Annotated in this window: 30 protein-coding genes; 22 read left to right on the plus strand and 8 right to left on the minus strand. The window is 70.0% G+C overall.

What is annotated here, in order from left to right; all coding sequences use genetic code 11:
- Window position 1: 1 nt before the first annotated feature.
- Window positions 2–598 (plus strand): TetR/AcrR family transcriptional regulator, encoded by a 597-nt coding sequence (locus tag B9D87_RS00695; protein WP_007775378.1) that lies wholly within the window; start codon window positions 2–4, stop codon window positions 596–598.
- Window positions 599–607: 9 nt separating this feature from the next.
- Here B9D87_RS00695 and B9D87_RS00700 read toward each other — a convergent pair whose 3' ends face one another.
- Entirely contained in the window at window positions 608–1,501 is an 894-nt protein-coding gene (locus tag B9D87_RS00700) for a D-alanyl-D-alanine carboxypeptidase family protein (RefSeq protein ID WP_007775375.1), read from the minus strand.
- Between the two features lie 58 nt (window positions 1,502–1,559).
- Here B9D87_RS00700 and B9D87_RS00705 point away from each other — a divergent pair, with 58 nt between their 5' ends.
- The 5 genes from B9D87_RS00705 to trmD all read left to right on the plus strand — a co-directional run bounded on the left by B9D87_RS00705 (window position 1,560) and on the right by trmD (window position 4,238).
- The gene (locus tag B9D87_RS00705) at window positions 1,560–1,991 is read left to right on the plus strand and encodes a nuclear transport factor 2 family protein (protein ID WP_007775374.1); all 432 of its coding nucleotides are present in this window, start codon (window positions 1,560–1,562) and stop codon (window positions 1,989–1,991) included.
- Window positions 1,992–2,172: 181 nt separating this feature from the next.
- Window positions 2,173–2,700, plus strand: coding sequence for a 30S ribosomal protein S16 (rpsP, locus tag B9D87_RS00710; RefSeq protein ID WP_007775371.1), 528 nt, complete (start codon window positions 2,173–2,175; stop codon window positions 2,698–2,700).
- An 8-nt stretch (window positions 2,701–2,708) separates the two neighbouring features.
- On the plus strand, window positions 2,709–2,951 hold the full coding sequence (locus tag B9D87_RS00715) for an RNA-binding protein (RefSeq protein ID WP_003878715.1): 243 nt from the start codon (window positions 2,709–2,711) through the stop codon (window positions 2,949–2,951).
- 24 nt (window positions 2,952–2,975) lie between these two features.
- Window positions 2,976–3,503, plus strand: coding sequence for a ribosome maturation factor RimM (rimM, locus tag B9D87_RS00720; protein WP_007775362.1), 528 nt, complete (start codon window positions 2,976–2,978; stop codon window positions 3,501–3,503).
- Between the two features lie 9 nt (window positions 3,504–3,512).
- Window positions 3,513–4,238, plus strand: coding sequence for a tRNA (guanosine(37)-N1)-methyltransferase TrmD (gene trmD / locus B9D87_RS00725; RefSeq protein ID WP_007775361.1), 726 nt, complete (start codon window positions 3,513–3,515; stop codon window positions 4,236–4,238).
- Here the strand turns inward: trmD and B9D87_RS00730 are convergent.
- Window positions 4,235–5,212, minus strand: coding sequence for a serine hydrolase (locus tag B9D87_RS00730; RefSeq protein ID WP_007775360.1), 978 nt, complete (start codon window positions 5,210–5,212; stop codon window positions 4,235–4,237). The genes trmD and B9D87_RS00730 overlap by 4 nt on opposite strands.
- Before the next feature lie 342 nt (window positions 5,213–5,554).
- Between B9D87_RS00730 and rplS the strand changes: the two genes are divergently transcribed.
- From rplS to B9D87_RS00750, 4 genes are all read left to right on the plus strand, one after another.
- Complete coding sequence (gene rplS, locus B9D87_RS00735; RefSeq protein ID WP_007775353.1) at window positions 5,555–5,896, plus strand: 50S ribosomal protein L19; 342 nt, start codon at window positions 5,555–5,557, stop codon at window positions 5,894–5,896.
- A 94-nt stretch (window positions 5,897–5,990) separates the two neighbouring features.
- Entirely contained in the window at window positions 5,991–6,896 is a 906-nt protein-coding gene (lepB, locus tag B9D87_RS00740; protein WP_007775351.1) for a signal peptidase I, read from the plus strand.
- 2 nt (window positions 6,897–6,898) lie between these two features.
- Complete coding sequence (locus B9D87_RS00745; protein ID WP_007775350.1) at window positions 6,899–7,618, plus strand: ribonuclease HII; 720 nt, start codon at window positions 6,899–6,901, stop codon at window positions 7,616–7,618.
- 67 nt (window positions 7,619–7,685) lie between these two features.
- Window positions 7,686–7,991, plus strand: coding sequence for a DUF2469 domain-containing protein (locus B9D87_RS00750; protein ID WP_003875077.1), 306 nt, complete (start codon window positions 7,686–7,688; stop codon window positions 7,989–7,991).
- Between the two features lie 3 nt (window positions 7,992–7,994).
- On the opposite strand, the gene B9D87_RS00755 is transcribed toward B9D87_RS00750, so the two are convergent.
- A complete protein-coding gene (locus B9D87_RS00755; RefSeq protein WP_007775335.1) occupies window positions 7,995–8,765 on the minus strand; it encodes a GAF and ANTAR domain-containing protein in 771 nt (256 codons plus the stop codon).
- 309 nt (window positions 8,766–9,074) lie between these two features.
- Here B9D87_RS00755 and B9D87_RS00760 point away from each other — a divergent pair, with 309 nt between their 5' ends.
- From B9D87_RS00760 to B9D87_RS00775, 4 genes are all read left to right on the plus strand, one after another.
- Window positions 9,075–10,055, plus strand: a complete 981-nt coding sequence (locus B9D87_RS00760) for an NAD-dependent epimerase/dehydratase family protein (protein WP_007775333.1) — start codon at window positions 9,075–9,077, stop codon at window positions 10,053–10,055.
- A gap of 80 nt (window positions 10,056–10,135) precedes the next feature.
- On the plus strand, window positions 10,136–10,957 hold the full coding sequence (gene fdhD, locus B9D87_RS00765; protein ID WP_007775330.1) for a formate dehydrogenase accessory sulfurtransferase FdhD: 822 nt from the start codon (window positions 10,136–10,138) through the stop codon (window positions 10,955–10,957).
- Window positions 10,958–11,126: 169 nt separating this feature from the next.
- Entirely contained in the window at window positions 11,127–11,504 is a 378-nt protein-coding gene (locus B9D87_RS00770) for a YraN family protein (RefSeq protein WP_007775322.1), read from the plus strand.
- On the plus strand, window positions 11,504–13,015 hold the full coding sequence (locus tag B9D87_RS00775) for a YifB family Mg chelatase-like AAA ATPase (RefSeq protein WP_007775320.1): 1,512 nt from the start codon (window positions 11,504–11,506) through the stop codon (window positions 13,013–13,015). Before B9D87_RS00770 ends, B9D87_RS00775 begins: the two co-directional genes overlap by 1 nt.
- A gap of 26 nt (window positions 13,016–13,041) precedes the next feature.
- On the opposite strand, the gene B9D87_RS00780 is transcribed toward B9D87_RS00775, so the two are convergent.
- Complete coding sequence (locus tag B9D87_RS00780; RefSeq protein WP_007775318.1) at window positions 13,042–13,317, minus strand: DUF4190 domain-containing protein; 276 nt, start codon at window positions 13,315–13,317, stop codon at window positions 13,042–13,044.
- Between the two features lie 110 nt (window positions 13,318–13,427).
- Here B9D87_RS00780 and dprA point away from each other — a divergent pair, with 110 nt between their 5' ends.
- From dprA to B9D87_RS00800, 4 genes are read left to right on the plus strand one after another with little or no spacing between them, the layout of a single operon-like run.
- Window positions 13,428–14,603 carry a DNA-processing protein DprA gene (gene dprA / locus B9D87_RS00785; RefSeq protein ID WP_007775315.1) on the plus strand — a complete coding sequence of 392 codons (1,176 nt, stop codon included), beginning with the start codon at window positions 13,428–13,430 and terminating at the stop codon, window positions 14,601–14,603.
- A 34-nt stretch (window positions 14,604–14,637) separates the two neighbouring features.
- Window positions 14,638–15,495, plus strand: coding sequence for a siderophore-interacting protein (locus B9D87_RS00790; protein WP_007775314.1), 858 nt, complete (start codon window positions 14,638–14,640; stop codon window positions 15,493–15,495).
- Between the two features lie 24 nt (window positions 15,496–15,519).
- Complete coding sequence (locus B9D87_RS00795; RefSeq protein WP_007775312.1) at window positions 15,520–16,680, plus strand: lactate 2-monooxygenase; 1,161 nt, start codon at window positions 15,520–15,522, stop codon at window positions 16,678–16,680.
- A gap of 33 nt (window positions 16,681–16,713) precedes the next feature.
- On the plus strand, window positions 16,714–17,610 hold the full coding sequence (locus tag B9D87_RS00800; protein ID WP_007775311.1) for a tyrosine recombinase XerC: 897 nt from the start codon (window positions 16,714–16,716) through the stop codon (window positions 17,608–17,610).
- A gap of 6 nt (window positions 17,611–17,616) precedes the next feature.
- Here B9D87_RS00800 and B9D87_RS00805 read toward each other — a convergent pair whose 3' ends face one another.
- Window positions 17,617–18,108, minus strand: coding sequence for a M23 family metallopeptidase (locus B9D87_RS00805; RefSeq protein ID WP_007775308.1), 492 nt, complete (start codon window positions 18,106–18,108; stop codon window positions 17,617–17,619).
- Window positions 18,109–18,402: 294 nt separating this feature from the next.
- Between B9D87_RS00805 and rpsB the strand changes: the two genes are divergently transcribed.
- The 3 genes from rpsB (at window position 18,403) to B9D87_RS00825 (ending at window position 21,552) form a co-directional block, all read left to right on the plus strand.
- On the plus strand, window positions 18,403–19,236 hold the full coding sequence (rpsB, locus tag B9D87_RS00815; protein ID WP_007775306.1) for a 30S ribosomal protein S2: 834 nt from the start codon (window positions 18,403–18,405) through the stop codon (window positions 19,234–19,236).
- 1 nt (window position 19,237) lies between these two features.
- The gene (tsf, locus tag B9D87_RS00820) at window positions 19,238–20,053 is read left to right on the plus strand and encodes a translation elongation factor Ts (RefSeq protein WP_007775305.1); all 816 of its coding nucleotides are present in this window, start codon (window positions 19,238–19,240) and stop codon (window positions 20,051–20,053) included.
- Window positions 20,054–20,145: 92 nt separating this feature from the next.
- Complete coding sequence (locus B9D87_RS00825) at window positions 20,146–21,552, plus strand: amidase (protein ID WP_007775304.1); 1,407 nt, start codon at window positions 20,146–20,148, stop codon at window positions 21,550–21,552.
- Window positions 21,553–21,575: 23 nt separating this feature from the next.
- Here B9D87_RS00825 and B9D87_RS00830 read toward each other — a convergent pair whose 3' ends face one another.
- On the minus strand, window positions 21,576–21,995 hold the full coding sequence (locus B9D87_RS00830; protein WP_007775303.1) for a MarR family winged helix-turn-helix transcriptional regulator: 420 nt from the start codon (window positions 21,993–21,995) through the stop codon (window positions 21,576–21,578).
- A gap of 122 nt (window positions 21,996–22,117) precedes the next feature.
- Here B9D87_RS00830 and B9D87_RS00835 point away from each other — a divergent pair, with 122 nt between their 5' ends.
- Window positions 22,118–22,531: a ChaB family protein gene (locus B9D87_RS00835; protein WP_007775302.1), complete on the plus strand. Its 414-nt coding sequence runs from the start codon at window positions 22,118–22,120 to the stop codon at window positions 22,529–22,531.
- Between the two features lie 105 nt (window positions 22,532–22,636).
- Here the strand turns inward: B9D87_RS00835 and B9D87_RS00840 are convergent, their stop codons facing one another.
- Both B9D87_RS00840 and B9D87_RS26935 read right to left on the minus strand, forming a co-directional pair.
- Complete coding sequence (locus B9D87_RS00840; protein ID WP_007775301.1) at window positions 22,637–23,476, minus strand: SDR family oxidoreductase; 840 nt, start codon at window positions 23,474–23,476, stop codon at window positions 22,637–22,639.
- Window positions 23,477–23,556: 80 nt separating this feature from the next.
- Window positions 23,557–23,733, minus strand: coding sequence for a hypothetical protein (locus B9D87_RS26935; RefSeq protein ID WP_007775300.1), 177 nt, complete (start codon window positions 23,731–23,733; stop codon window positions 23,557–23,559).
- Window positions 23,734–23,909 lie beyond the last annotated feature (176 nt).

Consider the following 23,909-nt stretch of genomic DNA (forward strand, 5'->3'; position numbering starts at 1 on the left):
CATGGCCAGAACCCAGCAGCAGCGCCGCGAGGAAACCGTCGGACGGCTCATCGACGCCTGCATCGCCACCATCATCGAGGTCGGCTACGCCCGCGCGTCCGCCGCGGTGATCACCAAGCGGGCCGGGGTGTCGGTGGGCGCGCTGTTCCGCCACTTCGACACCATGGGCGATTTCATGGCGGCCACGGCGTCCGAGGTGTTGCGCCGCCAGCTGGACTCGTTCACCAAGGGCGTCGCCGAGATACCCGCCGACCGGCCGGCGCTGGAAGCCGCGCTGGGCATCCTGCGCGACATCACCAGCGGCCCGGCCAATGCCGTCATCTATGAACTGCTGGTCGCCGCCCGCACCGACGAAAAGCTCAGGGAGACTTTGCAACACGAGCTGGGGCAGTACGCCGCGAAAATCCACGACGCGGCCCGCGCGCTCCCGGGCGCCGAGCGGTTCCCCGAGGACACCTTCCCGGTGTTCGTCGCGCTGATGACCAACGTGTTCGACGGCGCCGCCGTGGTGGAAGGCGTTCTGCCGCAACCGGAGATCGCGGCCCAGCGGATCCCGGTGCTGATGGCGCTGCTGACCGCGGCGCTGCCCGAAAACTGACGAGAACGGTTACAGCGAGCCGATGCTGGACTGCGGGCTCTGCGCGAATCCCCAGTCGAACAGCGTCGCCGCCTGATCCCAATACGTCGGTCCGCCCTCTTTGATCAGCCCGTACATCATGGCGATCACCAGCCGGCGGCCGCCGCGCGCTGCGGCCCCGACGAAGGTCTTGCGGGCGGCGTTGGTGAACCCGGTCTTGCCGCCGATGGCGCCGGGATAGCGCTGCAACAGCTCGTCCTGGTTGGTGATCGGGTGATCGCCGTTATCGCCGGGGAACATCGCCGACGGCTCGGCGGTGATCTGCGCGAACACCGGGTTGGCCATCGCCGCGCGGAAGATGACCGCCAGGTCATGGGCCGTGGACGCGCCCGACCCCCCGGGGCCGTCCAGGCCGGACGGGGTCGCGGCATGCGTGTTGGTGGCGCCGAGCGAGGCCGCCTTGGCGTTCATCTTGGCCACGGTGACGTCGGGGCCGCCGAGCATGTGCGCCAGCGTGTTTGCCGCGTCGTTGCCCGAGACCAGCAGCAGGCCGTCGAGCAGTTGGCGGGCGGTGTAGGTGCGGCCCGCTTTGACCCCGACGCAGTTGCACTCCACCTGGGTGTCGGCGACGTCGGCGACCACCGTGGAGTCCAGGCTCACCGAGTCCAGCACCACCTGGGCCAACAGGGTCTTGATGGTGCTCGCCGGCGGGTGCGGCACGTTCTGGTCGCGGCCGGCCAACACCTGACCGCTGTCCAGGTCGGCGACGATCCAGGTTTGCGCCGGCCCGTCGGGAATGGGGAGCGAGCCGACCGGTTGGCTGTTGTCGGCCCACGCGGTGGACATCGCGACGGTGGCGGTGCAGGTACCGAGGGCGAACAGGGTGGCGGCCATCCTGAACCCCAGGGCCGTGAGCTTCCGCATGGCCGCAAAGTCTAACTTCCGCCCCTGTCCGAGGCGGATCTTCAGTACTGTCCGATGCATGTTGAGCCTGGAAGAGATCTCGGATCGGCTCGAGATCCAGCAGCTTCTGGTGGATTACTCCACCGCCATCGACAACCGGCGATTCGACGACCTGGACGACGTCTTCACGCCGGATGCCTACATCGATTACACGGCGTTAGGCGGCATCGAGGGTCAATACCCGGAGGTCAAGAAGTGGCTGGCCGAGGTACTGCCCAACTTCCCGGTGTACGCACACATGCTGGGTAACTTCTCGGTCCAGATCGACGGCGACACGGCCTCGTCACGGGTGATCTGCTTCAACCCGATGGTGCTCGGTGGCACCAAGGACGGCGACGAGGAAAAAGCGCTGTTCTGCGGACTCTGGTACGACGACGAGTTCGTGCGCACGCCCGACGGCTGGCGCATGAGCCGGCGGGCCGAGACCAAGGTCTTCCAGAAAGTGATGTGACCCCGGGGTCCGGCCGCGGGTCGCGCGATTTCTGCTCATCGCGCCTGTTCTGGCACAATGGGCGGCTGTCCGCCGAGCGATCACGCATCGCCGACCGGTCACACACGCGAGGCAAAACCGGATCCGGGCATCCCGCCCCGATCGCTGAATTGCAGCGTGACACACACAGGAGCGCTCAACCATGGCTGTCAAGATCAAGCTCACCCGGCTTGGCAAGATCCGCAATCCCCAGTACCGCATCGCCGTCGCCGACGCACGCACCCGGCGCGACGGCCGCTCCATCGAGGTCATCGGCCGGTATCACCCGAAGGAAGAGCCGAGCCTGATCGAGATCGACTCCGAGCGCGCGCAGTACTGGCTGTCCGTCGGGGCTCAGCCCACCGAGCCGGTCCGCAAGCTGCTGCAGATCACCGGCGACTGGCAGAAGTTCAAGGGCCTGCCCGGCGCCGAGGGCCGCCTGAAGGTCGCCCCCGCCAAGCCCAGCAAGCTGGAGCTGTTCAACGCCGCGCTGGCCGACGCCGACGGCGGACCGACCACCGAGGCCGCGAAGCCGAAGAAGAAGACCCCGGCCAAGAAGGCCGCCAAGGGCGCGGACGAGGCCGCCGAGACTCCGGCCGAGGCCGCCGCCGAGGTTCCCGCCGAGACCGCCGCGCAGGCCGAGGCGCCCGCCCAGGGCGGCGAGCAGGCCGAGCCGACCACCGAGAGCTGACCGCGGCGATGAGTACGGTTGTCGTTGACGCTGTTGAGCACCTGGTCCGCGGGATCGTCGACAATCCCGATGACGTCCGGGTCGACATGGTGACCAGCCGCCGCGGGCGGACGGTCGAGGTTCACGTCCATCCCGACGACCTGGGCAAGGTGATCGGCCGCGGGGGTCGCACCGCGACCGCACTGCGCACCCTGGTCGCCGGCATCGGCGGTCGCGGCATCCGCGTCGACGTGGTGGACACCGACCAGTAGGCCGGCGCTGCTCATGGAACTCCCTTGGAGTTGACCGTCGGGCGCGTGGTGAAAGCCCACGGCATCACCGGCGAGGTGGTCGTCGAGGTTCGCACCGACGACCCCGATGCCCGGTTTGCGCCGGGAAACGCGTTGCGCGCCAAGCATTCGCGTGCCGGCTGGGAGCGTGAGCTCACCGTCGAGAGCGCGCGCGAACACGGCGGACGGCTGCTGGTGCGGCTGGCCGGCGTCACGGATCGGGACGCCGCCGACGCGCTGCGCGGCACCCTGTTCGTGGTCGATTCGGAGGCCTTGCCCGCCATCGACGAGGCGGACACCTACTACGACCATCAGCTCGAAGGCCTGCGCGTGCGCACCATCGCCGGCGAGCAGGTCGGTGTCGTGGCCGAGGTGTTGCACACCGCCGCCGGTGAACTGCTGGCGGTACGGCAGGATGCGGGCGACGAGAAGCGGGAAGTGTTGGTGCCGTTCGTGTCCGCGATCGTCACCTCGGTGTCGCTGGACGACGGCACCGTCGACATCGATCCGCCCGAAGGCCTGTTGGACCTGTAGGCCTCCGATATGAGAATCGACGTCGTCACGATCTTTCCGTCCTATCTGGACCCGCTGCGGCAATCGTTGCCGGGCAAGGCGATTCAGTCCGGCCTTGTCGATCTGGCGGTGCACGACCTGCGGCGCTGGACGCATGACGTGCACCGATCGGTCGACGATTCCCCCTACGGCGGCGGCCCCGGGATGGTGATGAAGGCGCCGGTGTGGGGTGAGGCGCTGGATGAAATCGCTTCCGAGGAAACACTTTTGGTCGTCCCCACCCCCGCAGGCCGGTTGTTCACGCAGGCGACGGCAGCGCGCTGGAGCGCCGAGTCCCACCTGGTGTTCGCGTGCGGCCGCTACGAGGGCATCGACCAGCGGGTCATCGACGACGCCGCGCGGCGGATGCGGGTCGAGGAGGTCTCGATCGGCGACTACGTGCTGCCCGGCGGCGAGTCGGCGGCCGTGGTGATGATCGAGGCCGTGTTGCGGCTGCTCGACGGCGTGCTCGGCAATCCCGCGTCGCACCGCGAGGATTCGCACTCGCCGGCGCTGGACCGGCGCCTGGAGGGGCCCAGCTACACCCGGCCGCCGAGCTGGCGCGGACTCGAGGTCCCCGAGGTGCTGCTGTCGGGCGACCACGCGCGGATCGCCGCGTGGCGCCGGGAGATCTCGCTGCAGCGCACCCGCGAACGCCGGCCCGAACTGCTCGAGCCCGGCCGTCGGGTCGAGCCGGACGACGATCGGACTCCTTAGAGCCCGTGTCGGGGCGCGTCGATGCGGCCCTCGGGAAAGATCGTCTTCACCGCGCGGGTGATGGTGTCGCGGGCGGTGGCGTCGTCGGCGGGCTGCAGGGACTGGACCACCATGATGTAGCGGTGGTCGGCCCCGATCACGCCGGTGGACAGGTGCATCCAGTCGCTGCCGATGCAGCACATCCAGCCCTGCTTGACCGCGACCGGCTCGGCGTACAGACCGTCCGGGATGCCGAACCGCTGCGGGTAGCCGTCGAGCCCGTTGGGGGTGGACTGCGCCAGGTCGTTGACGATGATCTTGGCGTCATCGGCCGGTAGGCCGCCCGAGCCGTCCAGCAGCATCTCGTAGTAGCGGATCAGGTCGGTCACCGAGCTCATGGTGTTCCACCACCGCCCATCGCTGGGCGGGGTGGTGGAGGACAGGCCGTAGCGAGACGCGACCTCCGTGATGATCGCGGCCCCACCGCCCTGTCCCCAGAACCTCTCGGCCGCGCCGTCGTCGGATGACTGCAGCATGATGTCCAGGGCCTGGCGGTCATCGGCGCTCAGCGGCGTCTTGCCCTCGGACTCGTGCAGCAGCAGATCGTCGGCGATGAACAGCTTGGCCACCGACGCGGTGCCGACGACCTGGCTGTTGCCGTTGGAGACCAGCTGATGGGTGCTGCGATCGAGGATGGCCACCGACAGGGCGGCGCCGTTGCCGGCGGCCTCGTCGGCGGCCTGCTGCACGCGGGCCTGCAACTGGCCGAATCCCGGGCCCGGTAGCGCCTGGGCCGGCTGCGGGGGCGTGGCCGCTTCGAGCATCAGCGCGGTCGGCTGCGGGGTAGTCGAGGTGGGCGGCGCGGAGATGACCCGGACGGGAGCGGTGACCGGCAGGCTGTACACCTTCGCCTGCACCAGCGCCTCGGAACCGGCGGCAACCACCAACGTCACCGCCGCGGTGGCGGTGAACAGCGTCAGCGGACGGACCCGCAATTCGACTCCTCAGGCGTGACCTCGACACAGTGCAACAGCGGGTCCGTCGCGCCACCTGCACCGGCCATCACGCTGCCGCGCGGGTAGCGCGTTCTGACCCCAGTCATATGTACCATTTACCAGCGCGTTTGGCGCGTTGTGAACCGCCGACTCGCTGTGATTTTCGCAGCACGCGCCCCGTCTGGCACAATTGACCAGTTGTCTCCAGCGGTTGCAGGCCGGTTGGGCCGTTTTCCGCCCGCTGCGAGATACGCCAGAAAGCCAAAACCATCGGCTGGGCGACGGCCTCACACCTGCGTGTGGGTAGCTGCCGTCGGCCGCGACCTCAAGGAAGTGTCTCGCATGAACCGGCTGGACTTCGTCGATCAGGCGTCGCTGCGCGACGATATCCCGGTGTTCGGCCCGGGCGACACCATCAACGTGCACGTCAAGGTCATCGAGGGCGCCAAGGAGCGCATCCAGGTGTTCAAGGGCGTGGTGATCCGTCGCCAGGGCGGCGGCATCCGCGAGACCTTCACCGTGCGCAAGGAGAGCTACGGCGTGGGCGTCGAGCGGACCTTCCCGGTGCACTCGCCCAACATCGACCACATCGAGGTGGTGACCCGCGGTGACGTCCGCCGCGCGAAGCTGTACTACCTGCGTGAACTGCGTGGCAAGAAGGCCAAGATCAAGGAGAAGCGCTGAGCCGGGACGCCTTGGCGGCGCTGCTGATTCGTCCCACCGTTTCTGCGGTGCGCCGGTTTAGGCGGCCCCCACGTGCGCTGGCTACGCTGATCTCGTGACCGATACCGCGGATTCATCGAAGCCCGAGCCCCACGCCGGCGAGTCAGATCCGAAGGTCTCTACCCGCGCCCCGGAGACGCCCCCCGACGAGGCCGCGACGGCCGCCGGATCGATCCCCGAGCCGGGGCCTGCGGCGAAGGCGCCCGGCGAGGGCGAACCGGAGGAGCCCAAGCGTTCGACGCTGCGCGAATTCGCGCTCTTGGCGGTGATCGCCGTCGTCCTCTACTACGTGATGCTGACGTTCGTGGCGCGGCCCTACCTGATCCCGTCGGAATCCATGGAGCCCACGCTGCACGGGTGCACCGGCTGCGTGGGCGACCGGATCATGGTCGACAAGGTCAGCTACCGCTTCAGCGCGCCGAGTCCCGGTGACGTCATCGTCTTCAAAGGCCCGCCGCCGTGGAACCTGGGCTACAAGTCGATCCGGTCCAACAACACCGTGCTGCGCTGGGTGCAGAACGCGCTGTCCTTCGTCGGCTTCGTGCCGCCGGACGAGAACGACCTGGTCAAACGCGTCATCGCGGTGGGCGGGCAGACGGTGCAATGCCGCGCCGACACCGGGTTGACGGTCGACGGCAAGCCGCTGAAGGAACCGTACCTGGATCGCACCACGATGGCCGCCGACCCGTCGGTGTACCCCTGCCTGGGCAGCGAGTTCGGGCCGGTTCACGTCCCGGCCGGACGGCTGTGGGTGATGGGCGACAACCGGACGCACTCGGCGGATTCGCGGGCCCACTGCACCAGCGTGCCGGCCGAGGCCCTCAAGGGTGTGCTGTGCACCGGCGACCCGACGTCGGGAACCGTGCCGGTGTCCAACGTGATCGGAAAAGCCAGGTTCATCGTGTGGCCGCCGTCCCGATGGGGCGGCGTGGGATCGGTGAACCCGCAGCAGAATCGGTAGCCATGGCCACGACGTGGCCGCCGCGGACGGTGATCCGGAAGTCGTCGGGGTTGCGCACCCTGGAGTCGGCGCTGTACCGCAGCGGGTTGGGCCCGGTGGCGGGCGTCGACGAGGTGGGTCGCGGCGCCTGCGCCGGACCGCTGGTGGTGGCGGCCTGCGTGCTCGGCCCCGGACGAATGGAAAGCCTTGCAGCGCTTGATGATTCCAAGAAGCTCACGGAGGCCGCCCGGGAGAAGCTGTTCCCACTCATCCGCCGCTACGCGCTGGCCTACCACGTGGTGTTCATCCCGCCGGCCGAGGTGGATCGGCGCGGCGTGCACGTCGCCAACATCGAAGGGATGCGCCGCGCCGTCGCCGGGCTGTCGGTGCGGCCCGGCTACGTGCTGAGCGACGGCTTCCGGGTGCCCGGGCTGGCCGTCCCGTCGCTCCCGGTGATCGGCGGCGACGCGGTCGCGGCGTGCATCGCGGCGGCCAGCGTGCTGGCGAAGGTCAGCCGCGACCGGCTGATGGTCGCGATGGAGGCCGACCATCCCGGCTACGGCTTCGCCCTGCACAAGGGCTACAGCACGCCCGCGCACAGCACGGCGCTGGCGCGGCTGGGCCCCTGCCCCGAGCATCGTTATTCGTTCATCAACGTGCGGCGGGTGGCCAACGGGTCGGGCGAACGGGTGGTGGCCGACTGCCAACCGGACCCACCGATGGAGCGCGACGGATATCGGTGAGGAAAGATGGGGCCAGGGTCCCGGGGACACTATGTGGGAGAAGGACGTCTGAGCGGATGAGTGGCAGATGAGTGCAGAAGATCTCGAAAAGTATGAAACCGAGATGGAGCTCTCGCTGTACCGCGAATACAAGGACATCGTCGGCCAGTTCAGCTACGTCGTGGAGACCGAACGGCGCTTCTACCTGGCCAACAGCGTGGAGATGACGCCGCGCAACGCCGACGGCGAGGTCTACTTCGAGCTGCGGCTGTCCGACGCCTGGGTGTGGGACATGTACCGGCCGGCGCGGTTCGTCAAGCAGGTGCGCGTGGTCACCTTCAAGGACGTCAACATCGAAGAGGTCGAGAAGCCCGAGCTGCGGCTGCCCGAGTAGCCGCTACGCGTTCGGCGGAAGCGGGTTGTCGCCGGGCACCGGCAGCTGGCCACGCTGCTCGATGACCTCCCGGGCGACGTCGGCGAGCTTGATGTTCAGCGCCTGGGAGTGGCGCCGCAACAGGTCGAAGGCGTGTTCCTCGTTCATGTCGTGCAGCATCATCAGCATGCCGACGGCCTTGCCGATCTCACGGTTGCTCAGCAGCCCGCGCCGCAGGCTCGCCGCGTCCTCGCCCTTGTTGACGGCGTTGATCGCGACGCTGGCGAACGCGGCCAGCACCGCCGCCCGCCCCGCGGATTCGGCGTCGAACATGTTCGGTGTGTCGCTGAACAGATTCAGCGCAGCGCCTTTGCGTTTGTCGACCAGCAGCCGGAACCCCATCGCGCCGCGCACCGGTGTCTCGGCGACCAGGACGGCCGCCAGCTTCGGCCACAGCGACGGCGTGGTCAGGTCCGGGTCTATCTGGGGTGTCTCTTCCTCGATCGCGTCGATACACGGGCCGTCGCCGGCACGCCGTTCGAGCTCGTCGATTGCCTGCGCCAGCCGGTCACTGGCGCCGACGGTGACGTATTTGTCGTTCTCGCGCACCAACAGGCTGGCGTGGTCGCAGCCGCGGACGGTCAAGGTGGCGGCGATGCAGATGGCGGCATACATCTGGTTGGCGTCGGAGCCCTGATAGATGATCTCGGCGAGCGCGGCGAAAACCGTCCCGGGGTCGGCCTTCTCCCCGCCATTCACGGACGCGTCCGCGCCGGTCCTCGATTCGTCCGCCATGCTGGGCCTCGTTTTCTGCGGTGCGTTCTCTGCGGTGTCGGACCGCTTTCGATCGCCGTAAATTATCGGTTGCCGAGACCAGCCTTACACCCGGTTTCGTCTGGTTGCGGCCAATCCGCGGGCATCTTGTTGGTCACCGTCGACCGCCAAGCTACCGCTGAGAAAGCGGTAGGCGCGCACTCCAGCCGCTCACGAACCGCGAGACGCTGGAAAGATGGTTCTACCACGCGCCGATCGCGCGCGCCCGGGGGCTCGGTGAGGTTCCGCACGCCCGGGTTTCGGCAGGCAGCGGTAGGGAAGGACGTTCTGATGGGAGTGACCGTCGCGGTGACCGGGCCGACCGGCGAGATCGGCCTCTCCGCGGTGACGGCGCTGGAACGCGAACCCGCCGTCGACGCGATCATCGGGATGGCTCGCCGTCCGTTCGACCCGCCGTCGCGCGGCTGGCTGAAGACCACCTATCAGCAGGGCGACATCCTGGACCGCGAGGCCGTCGACGCCCTGGTCGCGCAGGCCGACGTGGTGATCCACCTGGCCTTCATGATCATGGGTTCGCGTGACGAGAGCGCCCGGGTGAATCTGGAAGGTTCCCGCAACGTGTTCGAGGCGACGGTGGCCGCCGAGCGGCCCCGCCGCCTGGTCTACACCTCGTCGGTGGCGGCGTACGGCTACCACTCCGACAACCCCACCCCGCTGACCGAGGACGTGCCGGCCCGGGGATCCGAGGAGCACTACTACTCGGCGCAGAACGCGGCGTCCGAGGCGCTGCTCGCCGAGATCACCAAGGACTCGGCGCTCGAGGTGTTCGTGTTGCGGCCGTGCGTGGTCGCCGGGCCCAAAGCCACCGCGCTGGCCGACGCAATGCCGTGGAATCAGCTGCCCGGCCCGATGCGGGCCGTGGTCAAAGCCGTCCCGGCGCTGAAGCCGGTGGTGCCGGATCCGGGCTTCCCGCTGCAACTGGTTCACCACGACGACGTCGCGGCAGCGATCGCGCTGGCGGCCACCGCCCCGGCCCCGCCGGGTGCGTACAACATCGCCGGCGACGGGGTCGTAACGGTGGGCGACGTGGCCAGGGCGCTGGGCGGACGCCCGGTGCGGGTCCCCGCGGTCGCCGCCACGGCGGCCTCCGCGGCGATCTCGCGGGTGCCGCTGGTGCCGTCCATGCTCGAGTGGCTGCACACCGCGCGGACGTCGATGGTGATGGACACCACCAAGGCCAAGACCCAGCTGGGCTGGCGGCCGCTGCACTCGTCGGCCGAGACGCTGGAAGCGCTGGCCGCGGGGACGTGAGAGCGGTGTTGTTCCCGGCGGCCGCATGCCGGGTAGTTTGATCCGGTGGGGTTCCAGCGTTCTGGCGGTGAAATCGCCTAGTGGGGCACGTAACGTCGCGCCGGCGGGTCACGCATCTGACCGCAGAGGAGGCGGTCACCCGAGCGGAGACCCTGGTCGTCGAGGAGCCGCTGGAGATCCGGGTCGACGGCGCGGCCGTCACCGTGACGATGCGGACTCCGGGATCGGATTTCGAACTCGCCCAAGGCTTTCTGCTCACCGAAGGCGTCATCGCGGGCCGTGACGACGTGCACAGCATCCGCTATTGCGCCGGGCGCGACGACGAGGGCGCCAACACCTACAACGTGCTGGACGTGACGCTGGCGCCCGGGGTGGAGAAACCCGGCCTCGACGTCACCCGCAACTTCTACACCACCTCGTCGTGCGGGGTCTGCGGCAAGGCGTCGCTGGACGCGGTGCGACTGACCAGCCGGTTCGCGCCGGGTGCCGACCGCGCGACCGTGGCGGCGGAGACCCTCAAGGCGATGCCCGACCAATTGCGTTCGGCGCAAAAGGTTTTCGACAGCACCGGTGGCCTGCACGCCGCCGCTTTGTTCGGGGTGGACGGCACAATGCTGGTGGTCCGCGAGGACGTCGGGCGACACAACGCGGTCGACAAGGTGATCGGCTGGGCGACCGAGCACGAGCGGATACCGTTGCAGGTCTCGGTGTTGCTGGTCAGCGGGCGGGCATCGTTCGAGCTGACACAGAAGGCCGTGATGGCCGGCATCCCGGTGCTGGCGGCGGTGTCCGCGCCGTCGTCGCTGGCGGTATCGCTGGCCGAGGAGTCCGGCATCACGCTGGTGGCGTTCTTGCGGGAGGACTCGATGAACATCTACACCCGGGCGGACCGGATCACCTAGCCCGATTGGCGGCGACCCGTGGCGCCCGGCTACGCCGCGCTTGCGATCGCCGCTCGCCGATTGGCGGCGACTGTGGATGGGCGCCGCACTGGGGATAACCGGCCGTTCCGCGGGCCGCGGGTCGCGATGCCGGCCCCGCCCGTCGGGGGGATCGGGCACGGTGACCCCCATGACGACCGAAACGACGATGACCCGGATCCAGCTGGGGGCGATGGGCGAGGCGCTGGCCGCGGACCACCTGATGCGGATGGGCTTCCGGATCGTGGCGCGCAACTGGCGCTGCCGCTACGGCGAACTCGACATCATCGCCCGCGACGACGCCACGTCGACGGTGGTGTTCGTCGAGGTGAAGACCCGCACCGGGGACGGATACGGGGGGCTGGCCTACGCCGTCACCCCGCGCAAGGTGCTCCGGTTGCGCAGGCTGGCCGGCCTGTGGCTGGCCGGCCAGGACCAGCGCTGCGCGGCGATCCGCATCGACGTGATCGGCGTGCGGGTCGGGCGCCGCCGCACCCCCGAGATCACCCACCTGCGAGGGATCGGCTGATGGCGCTGGGACGCGCGTTCTCCGTCGCGGTGCGCGGCGTCGACGGGCAGATCGTGGAGATCGAAGCCGACATCACCTCTGGGCTGCCTGGCGTGCACCTGGTGGGCCTGCCCGACGCGGCCCTGCAGGAGTCGCGCGACCGGGTCCGGGCGGCGGTCGCCAACTGCGGCAACGAGTGGCCCCAGGCGCGGCTGACCCTGGCGCTGTCGCCGGCGACGCTGCCCAAGATGGGGTCGGTCTACGACATCGCCCTGGCCGCCGCGGTGTTGTCGGCGCAGCGCAGGAACCCGTGGGACCGGCTGGAAAAAACGGTGCTGCTGGGCGAGTTGTCGCTGGACGGCCGGGTGCGGCCGGTGCGCGGGGTGCTGCCGGCGGTGCTGGCCGCCAAGCGCGACGGCTGGCCGGGCGTGGTGGTCCCGGTGGACAACCTCGCCGAGGCCAGCCTGGTCGACGGCATCGACGTGTGGGGCGTGCGCACCCTGCGGCAGCTGCAGAAGTGGCTCAGCGGCTCGGGCGCTCTGGACGGCAGGATCGACGCGAGGCCGACGGACGGGGAACCCGCGGCGGATCTGGTCGACGTGGTCGGGCAGACGCAGGCGCGCTTCGCGGTGGAGGTGGCCGCCGCCGGGGCGCACCACCTGATGCTCACCGGCCCGCCGGGTGTCGGCAAAACGATGCTCGCGCAACGCCTTCCGGGGCTGCTGCCGCCATTGACGGATGAGGAGTCTTTGGAAGTCACCGCGATCCACTCCGTGGCCGGATTGTTGTCGGGTGACACACCGTTGATCACCAGGCCGCCGTTCGTGGCGCCACACCACAGCTCCAGCGTCGCCGCGCTGGTGGGCGGGGGATCGGGAATGGCCCGCCCGGGCGCCGTCAGCCGCGCCCATCGCGGGGTGCTCTTCCTCGACGAGTGCGCCGAGATCCGGGTCAGCGCGCTCGAAGCCCTACGAACGCCCTTGGAGGACGGCGAGATTCGGCTCGCCCGGCGCGACGGGGTGGCCTGCTATCCCGCCCGGTTCCAGCTGGTGCTGGCCGCCAACCTGTGCCCGTGCGCGCCGGCCGACCCGCAGGACTGCATGTGCGCGGCGTCGGCCAAGCGCCGCTACCTGGGCAAGCTGTCCGGGCCGCTGCTGGACCGCGTGGACCTGCGCGTGCAGATGCATCAGGTCAAGGCCGGGGCGTTCGCGGGCCGAGCCGGTGAATCGACGGAGCAGGTCCGACACCGGGTGGCGCAGGCCCGCGCGGCCGCCACCGAACGCTGGTCACCGCACGGATTCCACACCAACGGCGAGGTCAGCGGAACCCTCTTGCGCCGAAAGTTCCGTCCCAGCAACGCCGCGATGCAGCCGCTGCAACGGGCGCTGGACGGCGGGCTGCTCAGCATCCGCGGACTGGACCGCACGTTGCGGGTCGCGTGGAGCCTGGCCGACCTGGCCGGGCGCACCACGCCCGGGACCGACGAAGTCGCCGCCGCACTCAGCTTCCGTCAGCCCGGGACGCAGCGATGAGCGCCGCGGTCCACCGGCCGGACGCGCTACCAGCGCGCCATGCTCAGCCAATCGGTGTGCCCGCCCCGCACCGCGATTGCGGCGGTCACCAGGATCGCGAACGCGCGGGCGAATTGGGCCAGGGCGCGGCCGCTTTCACCGCGCTGTTCCATCTCGCGCAACCCGATGCAGGCCAGGCCGATGCTGATGATGGGGATGGGAAAGCCGATCCAGCTGACCAGGCTGAGCGCGAACGCCGCGACGGCCCAGGGGTTCTTCGGGCGCTCGGACACGCGGTACACCATCGGCGGGTCGAGGATCATGGTTCGTTCCGTTCCTTGCGGGCCGGCGTGCGGCGGGCGGCTGACGACACCACGTTCGCGCGCGGGGCTGCAAGGATCCTTGGCGGATTCTTGAAGCCGGGGGCGCGCCGATGACGACGGCGCTCGACGATCCCGCGCTGCGCGCGTGGGCCTATCTGTCCCGGGTGGCCGAGCCGCCCTGCGCCGAGCTGGCCGCCCTGGTGCGCCACGTCGGCCCGGTCGAGGCCGCCGAGCGCGTCCGCCGCGGAGTGGTCGACGACGACCTGGCCCGGCGCACCGAGGCACGCCGCGAGATCGACTGCGCTGCAGCCGATCTCGAGATGCTCGCCCGCCGTGGCGGGAGGTTGATCACCCCGAATGACGACGAGTGGCCGCTGCTGGCGTTCGCCGCCTTCCGCGGTGCCGCACCGCGACCCGGGGGCGCGCCGATGGTTGCGCCGATGGCTGTGTGGGCACAGGGACCCGTGCGGCTCGACGAGGTCGCGCACCGCGCGGCCGCCGTGGTCGGGACGCGCGCGTCGACCACCTATGGCGAACACGTCGCCGGCGACCTGGCGGCCGGGCTGGCGCAGCGCGACGTCGCGGTCGTCTCGGGCGGCGCGTACGGCATCGACGGCGCGGCACACCGCGCGGTGCTGGACTGCGACGGCGTCACCGTGGCCGTCCTGGCCGGTGGGCTCGACGTTCCCTACCCGAGCGGTCACACCGCGCTGCTGCACCGGATCGGCCAGCACGGGCTGGTCTTCACCGAGTACGCGCCCGGCATCCGCCCCGCCCGCCACCGGTTCCTGACCCGCAACCGCCTGGTGGCCGCCGTCGCGGGGGCCGCCGTCGTGGTCGAAGCCGGGCTGCGCAGCGGCGCGGCCAACACCGCGGCCTGGGCGCGCGCATTGGGGCGGGTGGTGGCCGCGGTGCCCGGGCCCGTCACATCGTCGGCGTCGGCGGGCTGCCACGCCCTGCTGCGCAACGGCGCCGAACTGGTCACCCGGGCCGACCACGTCGTCGAACTCGTCGGCCGCATCGGCGAACTGGCCCACGACGAGCCGCACCCCGCGACGCCTCTCGACGGCCTCAGCGACGCCGAGCGCCGGGTCTACGAGGCCTTGCCGGGCCGCGGCGCGGCCACCGTCGACGAGATCGCTGTCGCATCGGGAATGGTGCCCGAGCTGGCGCTCGGGCCGCTGGCGATGCTCGAACTGGCCGGACTGGTGCAGCGTCAGGACGGGCGGTGGCGGCTGGTCCGGGGTGCTGCGGCCCAAGCTGCGTCAACGCCGCGACTCGTATAGTCGACCGGGGGTCGGGGTTTGGACAGGAGGACACGTGGCAGGTCGACCACTGCAATGCTTCGAAGTTGTCGGTACCGAACAACTCACACCGCACATGATGCGGATAGTGCTCGGCGGCAAGGATTTTGACGCCTTCGTGCCCAGCAAGTTCACCGATTCCTACGTCAAGCTGGTGTTCGTCGCCGACGACGTGGACGTGGCCGCCCTGCCCGAGCCGCTGACCCTCGACAGCTTCGCCGACCTCCCCCCGGAGAAAAAGCCCTCGGTGCGGACCCTCACGGTCCGCCGCGTCGACATCGAGAAACGCCGCATCACGCTGGACGTCGTGGTGCACGGCGAGCACGGTATCGCGGGTCAGTGGGCGTCCACGGCCCAACCCGGCCAGTCGATCTACCTGATGGGCCCCGGCGGCGCGTACACGCCCGACCCCGCCGCCGACTGGCACCTGCTGGCCGGTGACGAATCGGCGCTGCCCGCCATCGCCGCGGCGCTCGAAGCGCTGCCCTCCAGCGCGGTCGGCAAGGCGTTCATCGAGGTCGCGGACCCAGAGGACGAGATCCCGCTGACCGCGCCCGAGGGCGTCGAGGTGCACTGGGTCTACCGCGGCGGCCGCGCCGACCTGGTTCCCGAAGACCGCGCCGGCGACCACGCGCCGCTGATCGAGGCCGTCACCAGCGCGCCCTGGCTGCCCGGACAGGTGCACGTCTTCATCCACGGCGAGGCCCAGGCCGTCATGCACAACCTGCGGCCCTACATCCGCAAGGAGCGCGGCGTCGACGCCAAATGGGCGTCGTCGATCTCGGGGTACTGGCGCCGCGGCCGCACCGAAGAGACCTTCCGGCAGTGGAAGAAAGAACTGGCGCAGGCGGAGTCGGCCGGCTCGTCAGGCTGACGGCCGCCTGGCATTGTCTTTTCCATGGCATTCGGCGACTACCAGAACGAGATCTACTTCAAGGGCCTGGGCGGGGTGGCTCCCGCGCTGCCGATGGCCTTCGCCGAGCTGGAGGCGCGCGCCGAGCGGGCCATGTCGCCGTCGGTGTGGTCCTACGTCACCGGTGGCGCCGGTGACGAACGCACCCAGCGGGCCAACCGCGAGGCGTTCGACCGCTGGGGCCTGATACCGCGCATGTTCGTCGGCGCCGCCGACCGCGACCTGTCGGTGGAGATGTTCGGCCTGAGCCTGCCGTCGCCGGTGTTCATGGCGCCGATCGGGGTCATCGGCATCTGCGCCCAGGACGGCCACGGCGACCTGGCCACCGCGCGGGCGGCCGCGGCCACCGGCGTCCCGATGGTCGTCTCCACGCTGACCGCCGACCCGATGGAAGACGTCGCCGCCCAGTTCGGTGACACCCCCGGCTTCTTCCAGCTCTACACGCCGAAGGACCGCGACCTGGCCGCCAGCCTCGTCCAGCGGGCCGAAGCCGCCGGCTACCGGGGCATCGTCGTCACCCTCGACACGTGGATCCCCGGGTGGCGCCCGCGCGACCTCAGCACGGCGAACTTTCCCCAGCTGCGCGGGCTCTGCCTGAGCAACTACACCAGCGATCCGGTCTTTCGCGCCCAATTGCAACGCCCGCCGGAAGAGGATCCGCAGGGCGCCGTGCTGCAGTGGGTGACGACCTTCGGAAATCCGTTGACCTGGGACGACCTGCCGTGGCTGCGCTCGCTGACGGAGCTGCCGCTGATCATCAAGGGCATCTGCCATCCCGACGACGCGCGGCGCGTCCGGGACGGCGGCGTGGACGGCATCTACTGCTCCACCCACGGCGGCCGCCAGGCCAACGGCGGCCTGCCCGCCCTGGCGTGCCTGCCCGCCGTCGTCGAGGCGGCCGACGGGCTGCCGGTGCTGTTCGACTCGGGGATCCGCAGCGGCGCGGACGTCGTCAAGGCGCTCGCGCTGGGCGCCACGGCCGTCGGCATCGGCCGCCCCTACGCCTACGGCCTGGCGCTCGGCGGCACCGACGGCATCGTGCACGTGCTGCGCTCGATCCTGGCCGAAGCCGACCTCATCATGGCCGTCGACGGCTACCCGACGCTCAAAGATCTCACCCCGGACACGCTTCGGCGCGTCGACTAGAACGCCGAGGGCCGCGCCTGCGACCGTGGGGGAGTGCAGGCGATCCTCGACGAGTTCGACGAATACCTGGACCTGCAGTGCGGCCGTTCCGCGCACACCCGTCGGGCCTACCTCGGCGACCTGCGCTCGCTGTTCGCCTTCCTCGGGGACCGTGGCGCCGGCCTGGACGGGCTGAGCCTGCCGCTGCTGCGCTCGTGGCTGTCCGCGGCGGCCGCGTCGGGCGTCGCCCGCACGACGCTGGCCCGGCGTACCTCGGCGGTCAAGGCCTTCACCGCCTGGGCCGTGCGGCGCGGCCTGCTGAGCACCGACCCGGCCGTGCGGCTGCAGGTTCCCAAGGCGCACCGCACGCTGCCGTCGGTGCTGCGCCGGGACCAGGCCGCCGACGCCATGGCCGCCGCCAAATCCGGTGCGCAGCAAGGTGATCCGCTGGCGCTGCGGGACCGGCTGATCGTCGAGATGTTGTACGCCACCGGGATCCGGGTCAGCGAGCTGTGCGGCCTGGACATCGACGACGTCGACACCCATCACCGGCTCGTCAGAGTCCTCGGCAAGGGCAACAAGCAGCGCAGCGCGCCGTTCGGCCGGCCCGCCGCCGAGGCGCTCGACGCGTGGCTGGCCGACGGGCGCCCGGCCCTGGCCAACGCCCAGTCGGGCCCGGCGCTGCTGCTGGGCCCGCGGGGCCGCCGGCTCGACGTCCGCCAGGCGCGCACGGTGGTGCATCAGACCGTCGCCGCGGTGGACGGCGCGCCCGACATGGGGCCGCACGGCCTGCGGCACAGCGCGGCCACGCACCTGCTCGAAGGCGGTGCCGACCTGCGCGTTGTCCAGGAGCTGCTCGGGCATTCGAGCCTGGCCACCACCCAGCTCTACACCCACGTCGCGGTGTCCCGGTTGCGCGCGGTGCACGACCAGGCCCACCCGAGGGCCTGAAGCCGCTCAGCGGTTCAACGGCTTGAGCCGCACCGGCGTGGAGCTCAGCAGGCCCAGCGGATCGACATAGCGGGCGCCCGACGCCGGGCCCCACATCGCACCCCAGTGCAGACACGCCGCGCCCGGACAGCCGGCATGCCCGGGCATCAGTTCCCCGAGCACCGTCGCGGCCGTCACGCGCTGGCCGGCCCGCACCGCCGCCCGCACCGGCTCGTAACTGGTGTGCAACCCACCGGGGTGGGCCAGCGACACCACCGGCCGCCCGGCCAGCACCCCGGCGAACACCACCGTCCCGGCGCCCGCGGCGTATACCGGCTGACCGGCGGCCCCGGCCAGGTCCACGCCCCGGTGTCCGGGATTCCAGTCGGGCGACGGGGCGTCGAATCCCCGGGCGACGGCAGGCGGCGGGCGCAGCGGCCAGTCCAGGCGATCCGCGGCGGCACCCGCCGGCACCGCGCTGACCAGGCCCGCACACAACAGCAGCGCCGTCCATCGCACCCAGGCAGTTCAGCGCGCCGCCGCCGCCCCGGCCACCCGGCTTCGCCGGTCTTGTGGACGAACGGCCCCGGCTGGGGAAGCGTGGCAAAACCACCTGCTGAGTCGGTGTAAACTGCTGGTCGCAGCTCGTTCGCGGGCTGACTTCGCGCGTCTGCATCGCGTCTCTGGTTCCACGAGGAGAACGCATCGCATGCCGGGCGGTCCCGTCCAACAACGGGTCCGGCATCGCAGCAGCCGCCAGGGCCCGGCCTCAACCCGATGCCAGGCGACAACCGACACACGTAAGGCACAACCATGGCCGTCGTAACCATGAAACAGCTGCTCGACAGCGGCACCCACTTCGGGCACCAGACCCGTCGCTGGAATCCCAAGATGAAGCGGTTCATCTTCACCGACCGCAACGGCATCTACATCATCGACCTGCAGCAGACGCTGACCTTCATCGATCAGGCATACGAGTTCGTCAAGGAGACCGTCGCGCACGGCGGCAGCGTGCTGTTCGTCGGCACCAAGAAGCAGGCGCAGGAATCGGTCGCGGCCGAGGCGACCCGCGTCGGCATGCCGTACGTTAACCAGCGCTGGCTGGGCGGCATGCTCACCAACTTCCAAACCGTGCACAAGCGGCTGCAGCGCCTCAAGGAGCTCGAGGCGATGGAGCAGACCGGTGGCTTCGAGGGCCGCACCAAGAAGGAAATCTTGATGCTGACCCGCGAGAAGAACAAGCTGGACCGCAGCCTCGGCGGTATCCGCGACATGGCCAAGGTGCCGTCGGCCATCTGGGTCGTCGACACCAACAAGGAGCACATCGCCGTCGGCGAGGCCCGCAAGCTCGGTATCCCGGTCATCGCGATCCTGGACACCAACTGCGACCCCGACGAGGTCGACTACCCGATCCCGGGCAACGACGACGCGATCCGTTCGGCCGCGCTGCTGACCAAGGTGATCGCCTCGGCGGTCGCCGAGGGCCTGCAGGCCCGCGCCGGAGTCGGCCGCGGCGACGGCAAGCCCGAAGCCGAGGCCGCCGAGCCGCTCGCCGAATGGGAGCAGGAGCTGCTGGCCTCCGCTACCACCACCGCCCCCACCGAAGCCGCTGCGGGCGCGCCCGAATCAACACCCACGGAAGGCTGATATGGCGAACTTCACCGCCGCCGACGTCAAGCGGCTTCGGGAACTCACCGGCGCCGGCATGCTCGACTGCAAGAACGCGCTGGCCGAGAACGACGGCGACTCCGACAAGGCCGTCGAGGCGCTCCGGATCAAGGGTGCCAAGGACGTCGGCAAGCGCGCCGAGCGCGCGACGGCCGAGGGTCTGGTCGCGGCCCAGGGCGGCGCGCTGATCGAGCTGAACAGCGAGACCGACTTCGTCGCCAAGAACGCGGAGTTCCAGGCGCTGGCCGACCAGATCGTGGCCGCGGCCGTGTCGTCGAAGGCCAAGGACGTCGACGAGCTCAAGGGCGCCAGCGTCGGTGACAAGACCGTCGAGGAGGCCATCGCGGAGCTGTCGGCCAAGATCGGCGAGAAGTTGGAGTTGCGCCGCGTCGCCAACTTCGACGGCACCGTCGAGACCTACCTGCACCGGCGGGCGGCCGACCTGCCCCCCGCGGTCGGCGTGCTGGTCGAGTACCAGGGCTCGGACACCGAGGCCGCGCACGCCGTCGCGCTGCAGATCGCCGCGCTCAAGGCCCGCTACCTGTCCCGCGACGACGTGCCCGAGGACGTGGTGGCCAGCGAGCGCCGCATCGCCGAGGAGACCGCCAAGGCGGAGGGCAAGCCGGAGCAGGCCCTGCCCAAGATCGTCGAGGGCCGGCTGAACGGCTTCTTCAAGGACTCGGTGCTACTCGAGCAGCCGTCGGTGTCCGACAGCAAGAAGACGGTCAAGGCGCTGCTCGACGACGCCGGCGTCACGGTGACGCGGTTCGTTCGCTTCGAGGTGGGTCAGGCCTGAGTCACGCCTGACCGCCCGGCACCGATCGCCTGGGCCTTGCATCCGCCGGGAAACCTCCCGGTGGCGCGGGTCCGCGGGCTAGCGTCAGTGCCATGCGACACGTGCATGCGTTCGGCGACGATGCCCTTGGCGACCTGGACGCGGTCGGCCTGGCCGACGCGCTGAAATCCGGCCGGGTCGGCAGGGCCGAGGTGGTCGAGGCCGCGATCGCCCGCACCGAGGCCGTCGACCCACTGCTGAACGGGTTGGCGTACGCGGCTTTTGACCAAGCGCGGGCGGCCGCGGCCGAACCCCCGAGCGGTTACTTCGCCGGCGTCCCGACGTTCATCAAGGACAACGTCGACGTCGCCGGGCAGCCCACCATGCACGGCACCGACGCGTGGACGAGCTGGAACGCCGTCGCCGACAGCGTCTTCACCGAGCTGTTCCTGGCCACCGGGCTGACCTCGGTGGGCAAGACGCAGTTGTCCGAGTTCGGGTTCAGCGCGTCGGCCGAGCACCCGCGGCTGGGCCCGGTCCGCAACCCGTGGGACACCGACTACACCGCCGGCGCGTCGTCGTCGGGGTCGGGCGCGTTCGTCGCCGCGGGTGTGGTGCCCATGGCGCACGCCAACGATGGCGGCGGTTCGATCCGGATCCCGGCCGCCTGCAATGGGCTGGTCGGGCTCAAACCCTCGCGCGGGCGGCTGCCGCTGGACGCGACGCTGCGCCGGATGCCGGTCGGCGTCGTCGCCAACGGGGTGGTGAGCCGTTCGGTGCGCGACACCGCGGCCTTCTACCGTGAGGCCGAGCGGATCTGGCGCAACCCCAAACTGGCGCCCGTCGGGGACGTCAGCGCGCCCGGCCGGCAGCGGCTGCGGATCGCGGTGCTGACCCGGTCGATACAGCGCGAAAGCAGCCCCCAGGTGCGGGAGCTGACGCTGAAGTCCGCCGGCCTGCTCGAGGAGCTGGGCCACCGCGTCGAACACGTCGACGAGCCCCCGGTCGCGGCCAGCTTCGTCGACGACTTCGTCATGTACTGGGGATTTTTGGCGCTGGCCCAGGTGCGCGGCGGTCGGCACATGTTCGGGGAGACGTTCGATCGCAGCAAGCTGGACAGCCTGACCCTGGGCCTGCTCCGGCACACCAGCCGCAACCTGCACCGCCTTCCCACGGCCATCGTGCGCCTGCGCCGGGCGCGCAGACGCACCGCGCGGTTCTTCCGCACCTACGACGCGGTGCTCACGCCGACCCTCGCCGACGAGACGCCGCGCATCGGATTCCTGGCGCCCACCGATTACCAGCAGGTGATCAGCCGGCTGATCGACTGGGTGTCGTTCACCCCGCTGCACAACGTCACCGGCGAACCCGCGATCTCGCTGCCGCTGGCCCAGTCCGCCCAGGGCATGCCGGTGGGCATGATGCTGTCGGCCGACGTGGGGCAGGAGGCGCTGCTGCTCGAATTGGCCTATGAGCTCGAAGAAGCCCAGCCGTGGGCGCGCATCCACGCCGCCGGGTGACGCGACTCCGGTGACCCGCGCGGCTAGTCGGAGCCGAGCTTCTCCAGCATCCTTTTGAATTCGCGCTGCTGAGGTTCGGTGAGCTTGGCCAGGATCCGGGCGTCGGCGCCGCGAACCGCTCCTTCGGCGCGCTTGAGCAGGGCCCGGCCCTGGCCGGTCAAGTTCGCCGGGAGCGCGCGCCCCGAGGACACCGACGACGGCCTTGCCACCGCCCCGACCTCCTCGAGCTTGCGCAGCACCGTGTTCATCGCCTGCGGGGTGACGTTGGTGTGGCGGGACAGCTCGGCGCTCGACATGCCCGGGAAGATCGAAAGTATGCGCAGGCAAACGAATTCGGGCAGGGTCAGGCCCAGCGGACCCAGCGCGGTGGCAACTTCCGGTCGCAGCACCGCCCCCACCCGGTAGAGCAGATAACCCAGCGGCGCATCGTCGGCCTGAATCATGTCAACGATATTGACATATTTCCGCCGGGCCGAGGCGCACATTGTTCGAACCGTGATTGTGCGCGCCGCGACGGGGTAACCGACCGGTTACCCGCAGCCGTTGCGGCACACGAGGAGGTTCGATGCCGAAGACGACGAAAGGCGGCGCCGCGAAGAAGAGCGAATTGCCCAGCACTCTGCGACGTTCCAGTGCGAAGGCCCAACGCACGTTCGCGAAAGCCCATGACGCGGCCGCCGACGAGTACGGCAGCGAGGAGCGCGCCCACCGGGTGGCGTACGCCGCGGTCAAGCACAGCTTCGAAAAGGTCGGCGACCACTGGGAGGCCAAGGACGAGAAGGGCCCGTCCGACGAGCGGGCCGAGAGGGGTGGCCTGCGGCCGACCGGGGAGTCGGCCGAGGGGGTGGACGCAAACGCCAGCAAAAAGCACCTGCTCGAGCTGGCCCGCCGCCTCGACATCGCGGGCCGGTCCACCATGAGCAAGCCGGAGTTGGTCGAGGCGATCAAGAAGCACAACCGCCGGGTCCGGGGCCGCTGACGTAGTTGACGCCGCCGAAATGGCCGCGCAACGCCCAGCCCCCGTCGTCGACGAGGTGGGTGCGGACCGGGGCTCGTGAGCGGTGCTGCGGGAAAACGACTTTCGTTAGAGAATCGGCCGGCCGCCGGTGACGGCCACCCGAGCCCCGGAGATGTAACTGGCGTCCTCGGAGGCCAACAGCACGTAGATCGGCGCCAGTTCGGCGGGTTGGCCGGCGCGCCCCAGCGGCACGTTGTCGCCAAAGGACTCCACACTGTCCGGCGGCATGGTCGACGGGATCAACGGCGTCCATATCGGCCCGGGTGCCACGCTGTTGACGCGAATTCCCTTGTCGCCCAATAACTGCGCCAGGCTGGCCGAGAAATTGGCGATGGCCGCCTTTGTCGCCGCATAAGGCGCCAGGGTGGGATTGGGTGTATCGGAGTTGACCGATGAGCTGCCGATGATCGACGAGCCGGGTCGCATGTGCGGCACGGCCGCCTTCGCGAGGTAGAAATAGGCACCGATGTTGAGCCGGAAGGTGTACTCCCACTCCTCGTCGCTGATCTCGTCGAGGCTTTTGTGCATCATCTGATAGGCGGAGTTGTTCACCAAAATGTCCACGCCACCGAGTTCCCGCACCGCCTGGTCGACGACCGCGCGGCAGTGCGCAGGGTCGGACAGATCCCCGGGCACGAGTACGCATTTGCGGCCGGCATTGGTGACGTAGCGGGCGACCTCGCGCGCGTCGTCGTCCTCGTTGAGGTAGGCGATCAGGACGTCGGCGCCTTCGCGTGCGAAGGCGATCGCGACCGCGCGGCCGATGCCGCTGTCTCCACCGGTGATGATCGCCTTTTTGCCCAGCAGTTTTCCCGAGCCTTGGTAACTGTTTTCACCACAGTCCGGAATCGGGTCCATCTGCGCCTGCACGCCGGGGACGGATTGTTGTTGCGCCACAAAGCCCATGCGAATTCCTTTACGGATTGTTCGGGTGATTGATAAACCGGGCGAGCCGGTCGGGGCGGCCGGCCTTGGCGGCCACCGCTTTACGTTTCGTGCCGTGTCGGACCGGCGGTCGGGACTTCCGGGTCGTCGTCGGCCGGCGGCTCCGGGTCGCGCCACTCCTCGCTGCGGCTGGAACGATTGCCGCGAACCGTGCCCTCCAATTCCTCCTTGAGCGCGTCGTCTTCGCGCGCGCCGTGCTTGGAGTTTCCACGCTCCACCTGACTGCCCCCCTTTTTCTGCGGCGGTCTCGGCTCGCCCACACCCGCGCCGATTGCCGGGTGTAAATGCCTCAGCGCACCGACTACCCGCCAGCGCACCGCGTAATCGCGCCGGCCGGCTGTGAGTATTGGTGCAGGTGTTATCCACCGGTGCCAAAGATGCTGTCCAAGAATGC

Origin of the sequence: Mycobacterium colombiense CECT 3035 (assembly GCF_002105755.1) — a bacterium.
Taxonomy (GTDB): Bacteria; Actinomycetota; Actinomycetes; order Mycobacteriales; family Mycobacteriaceae; genus Mycobacterium; species Mycobacterium colombiense.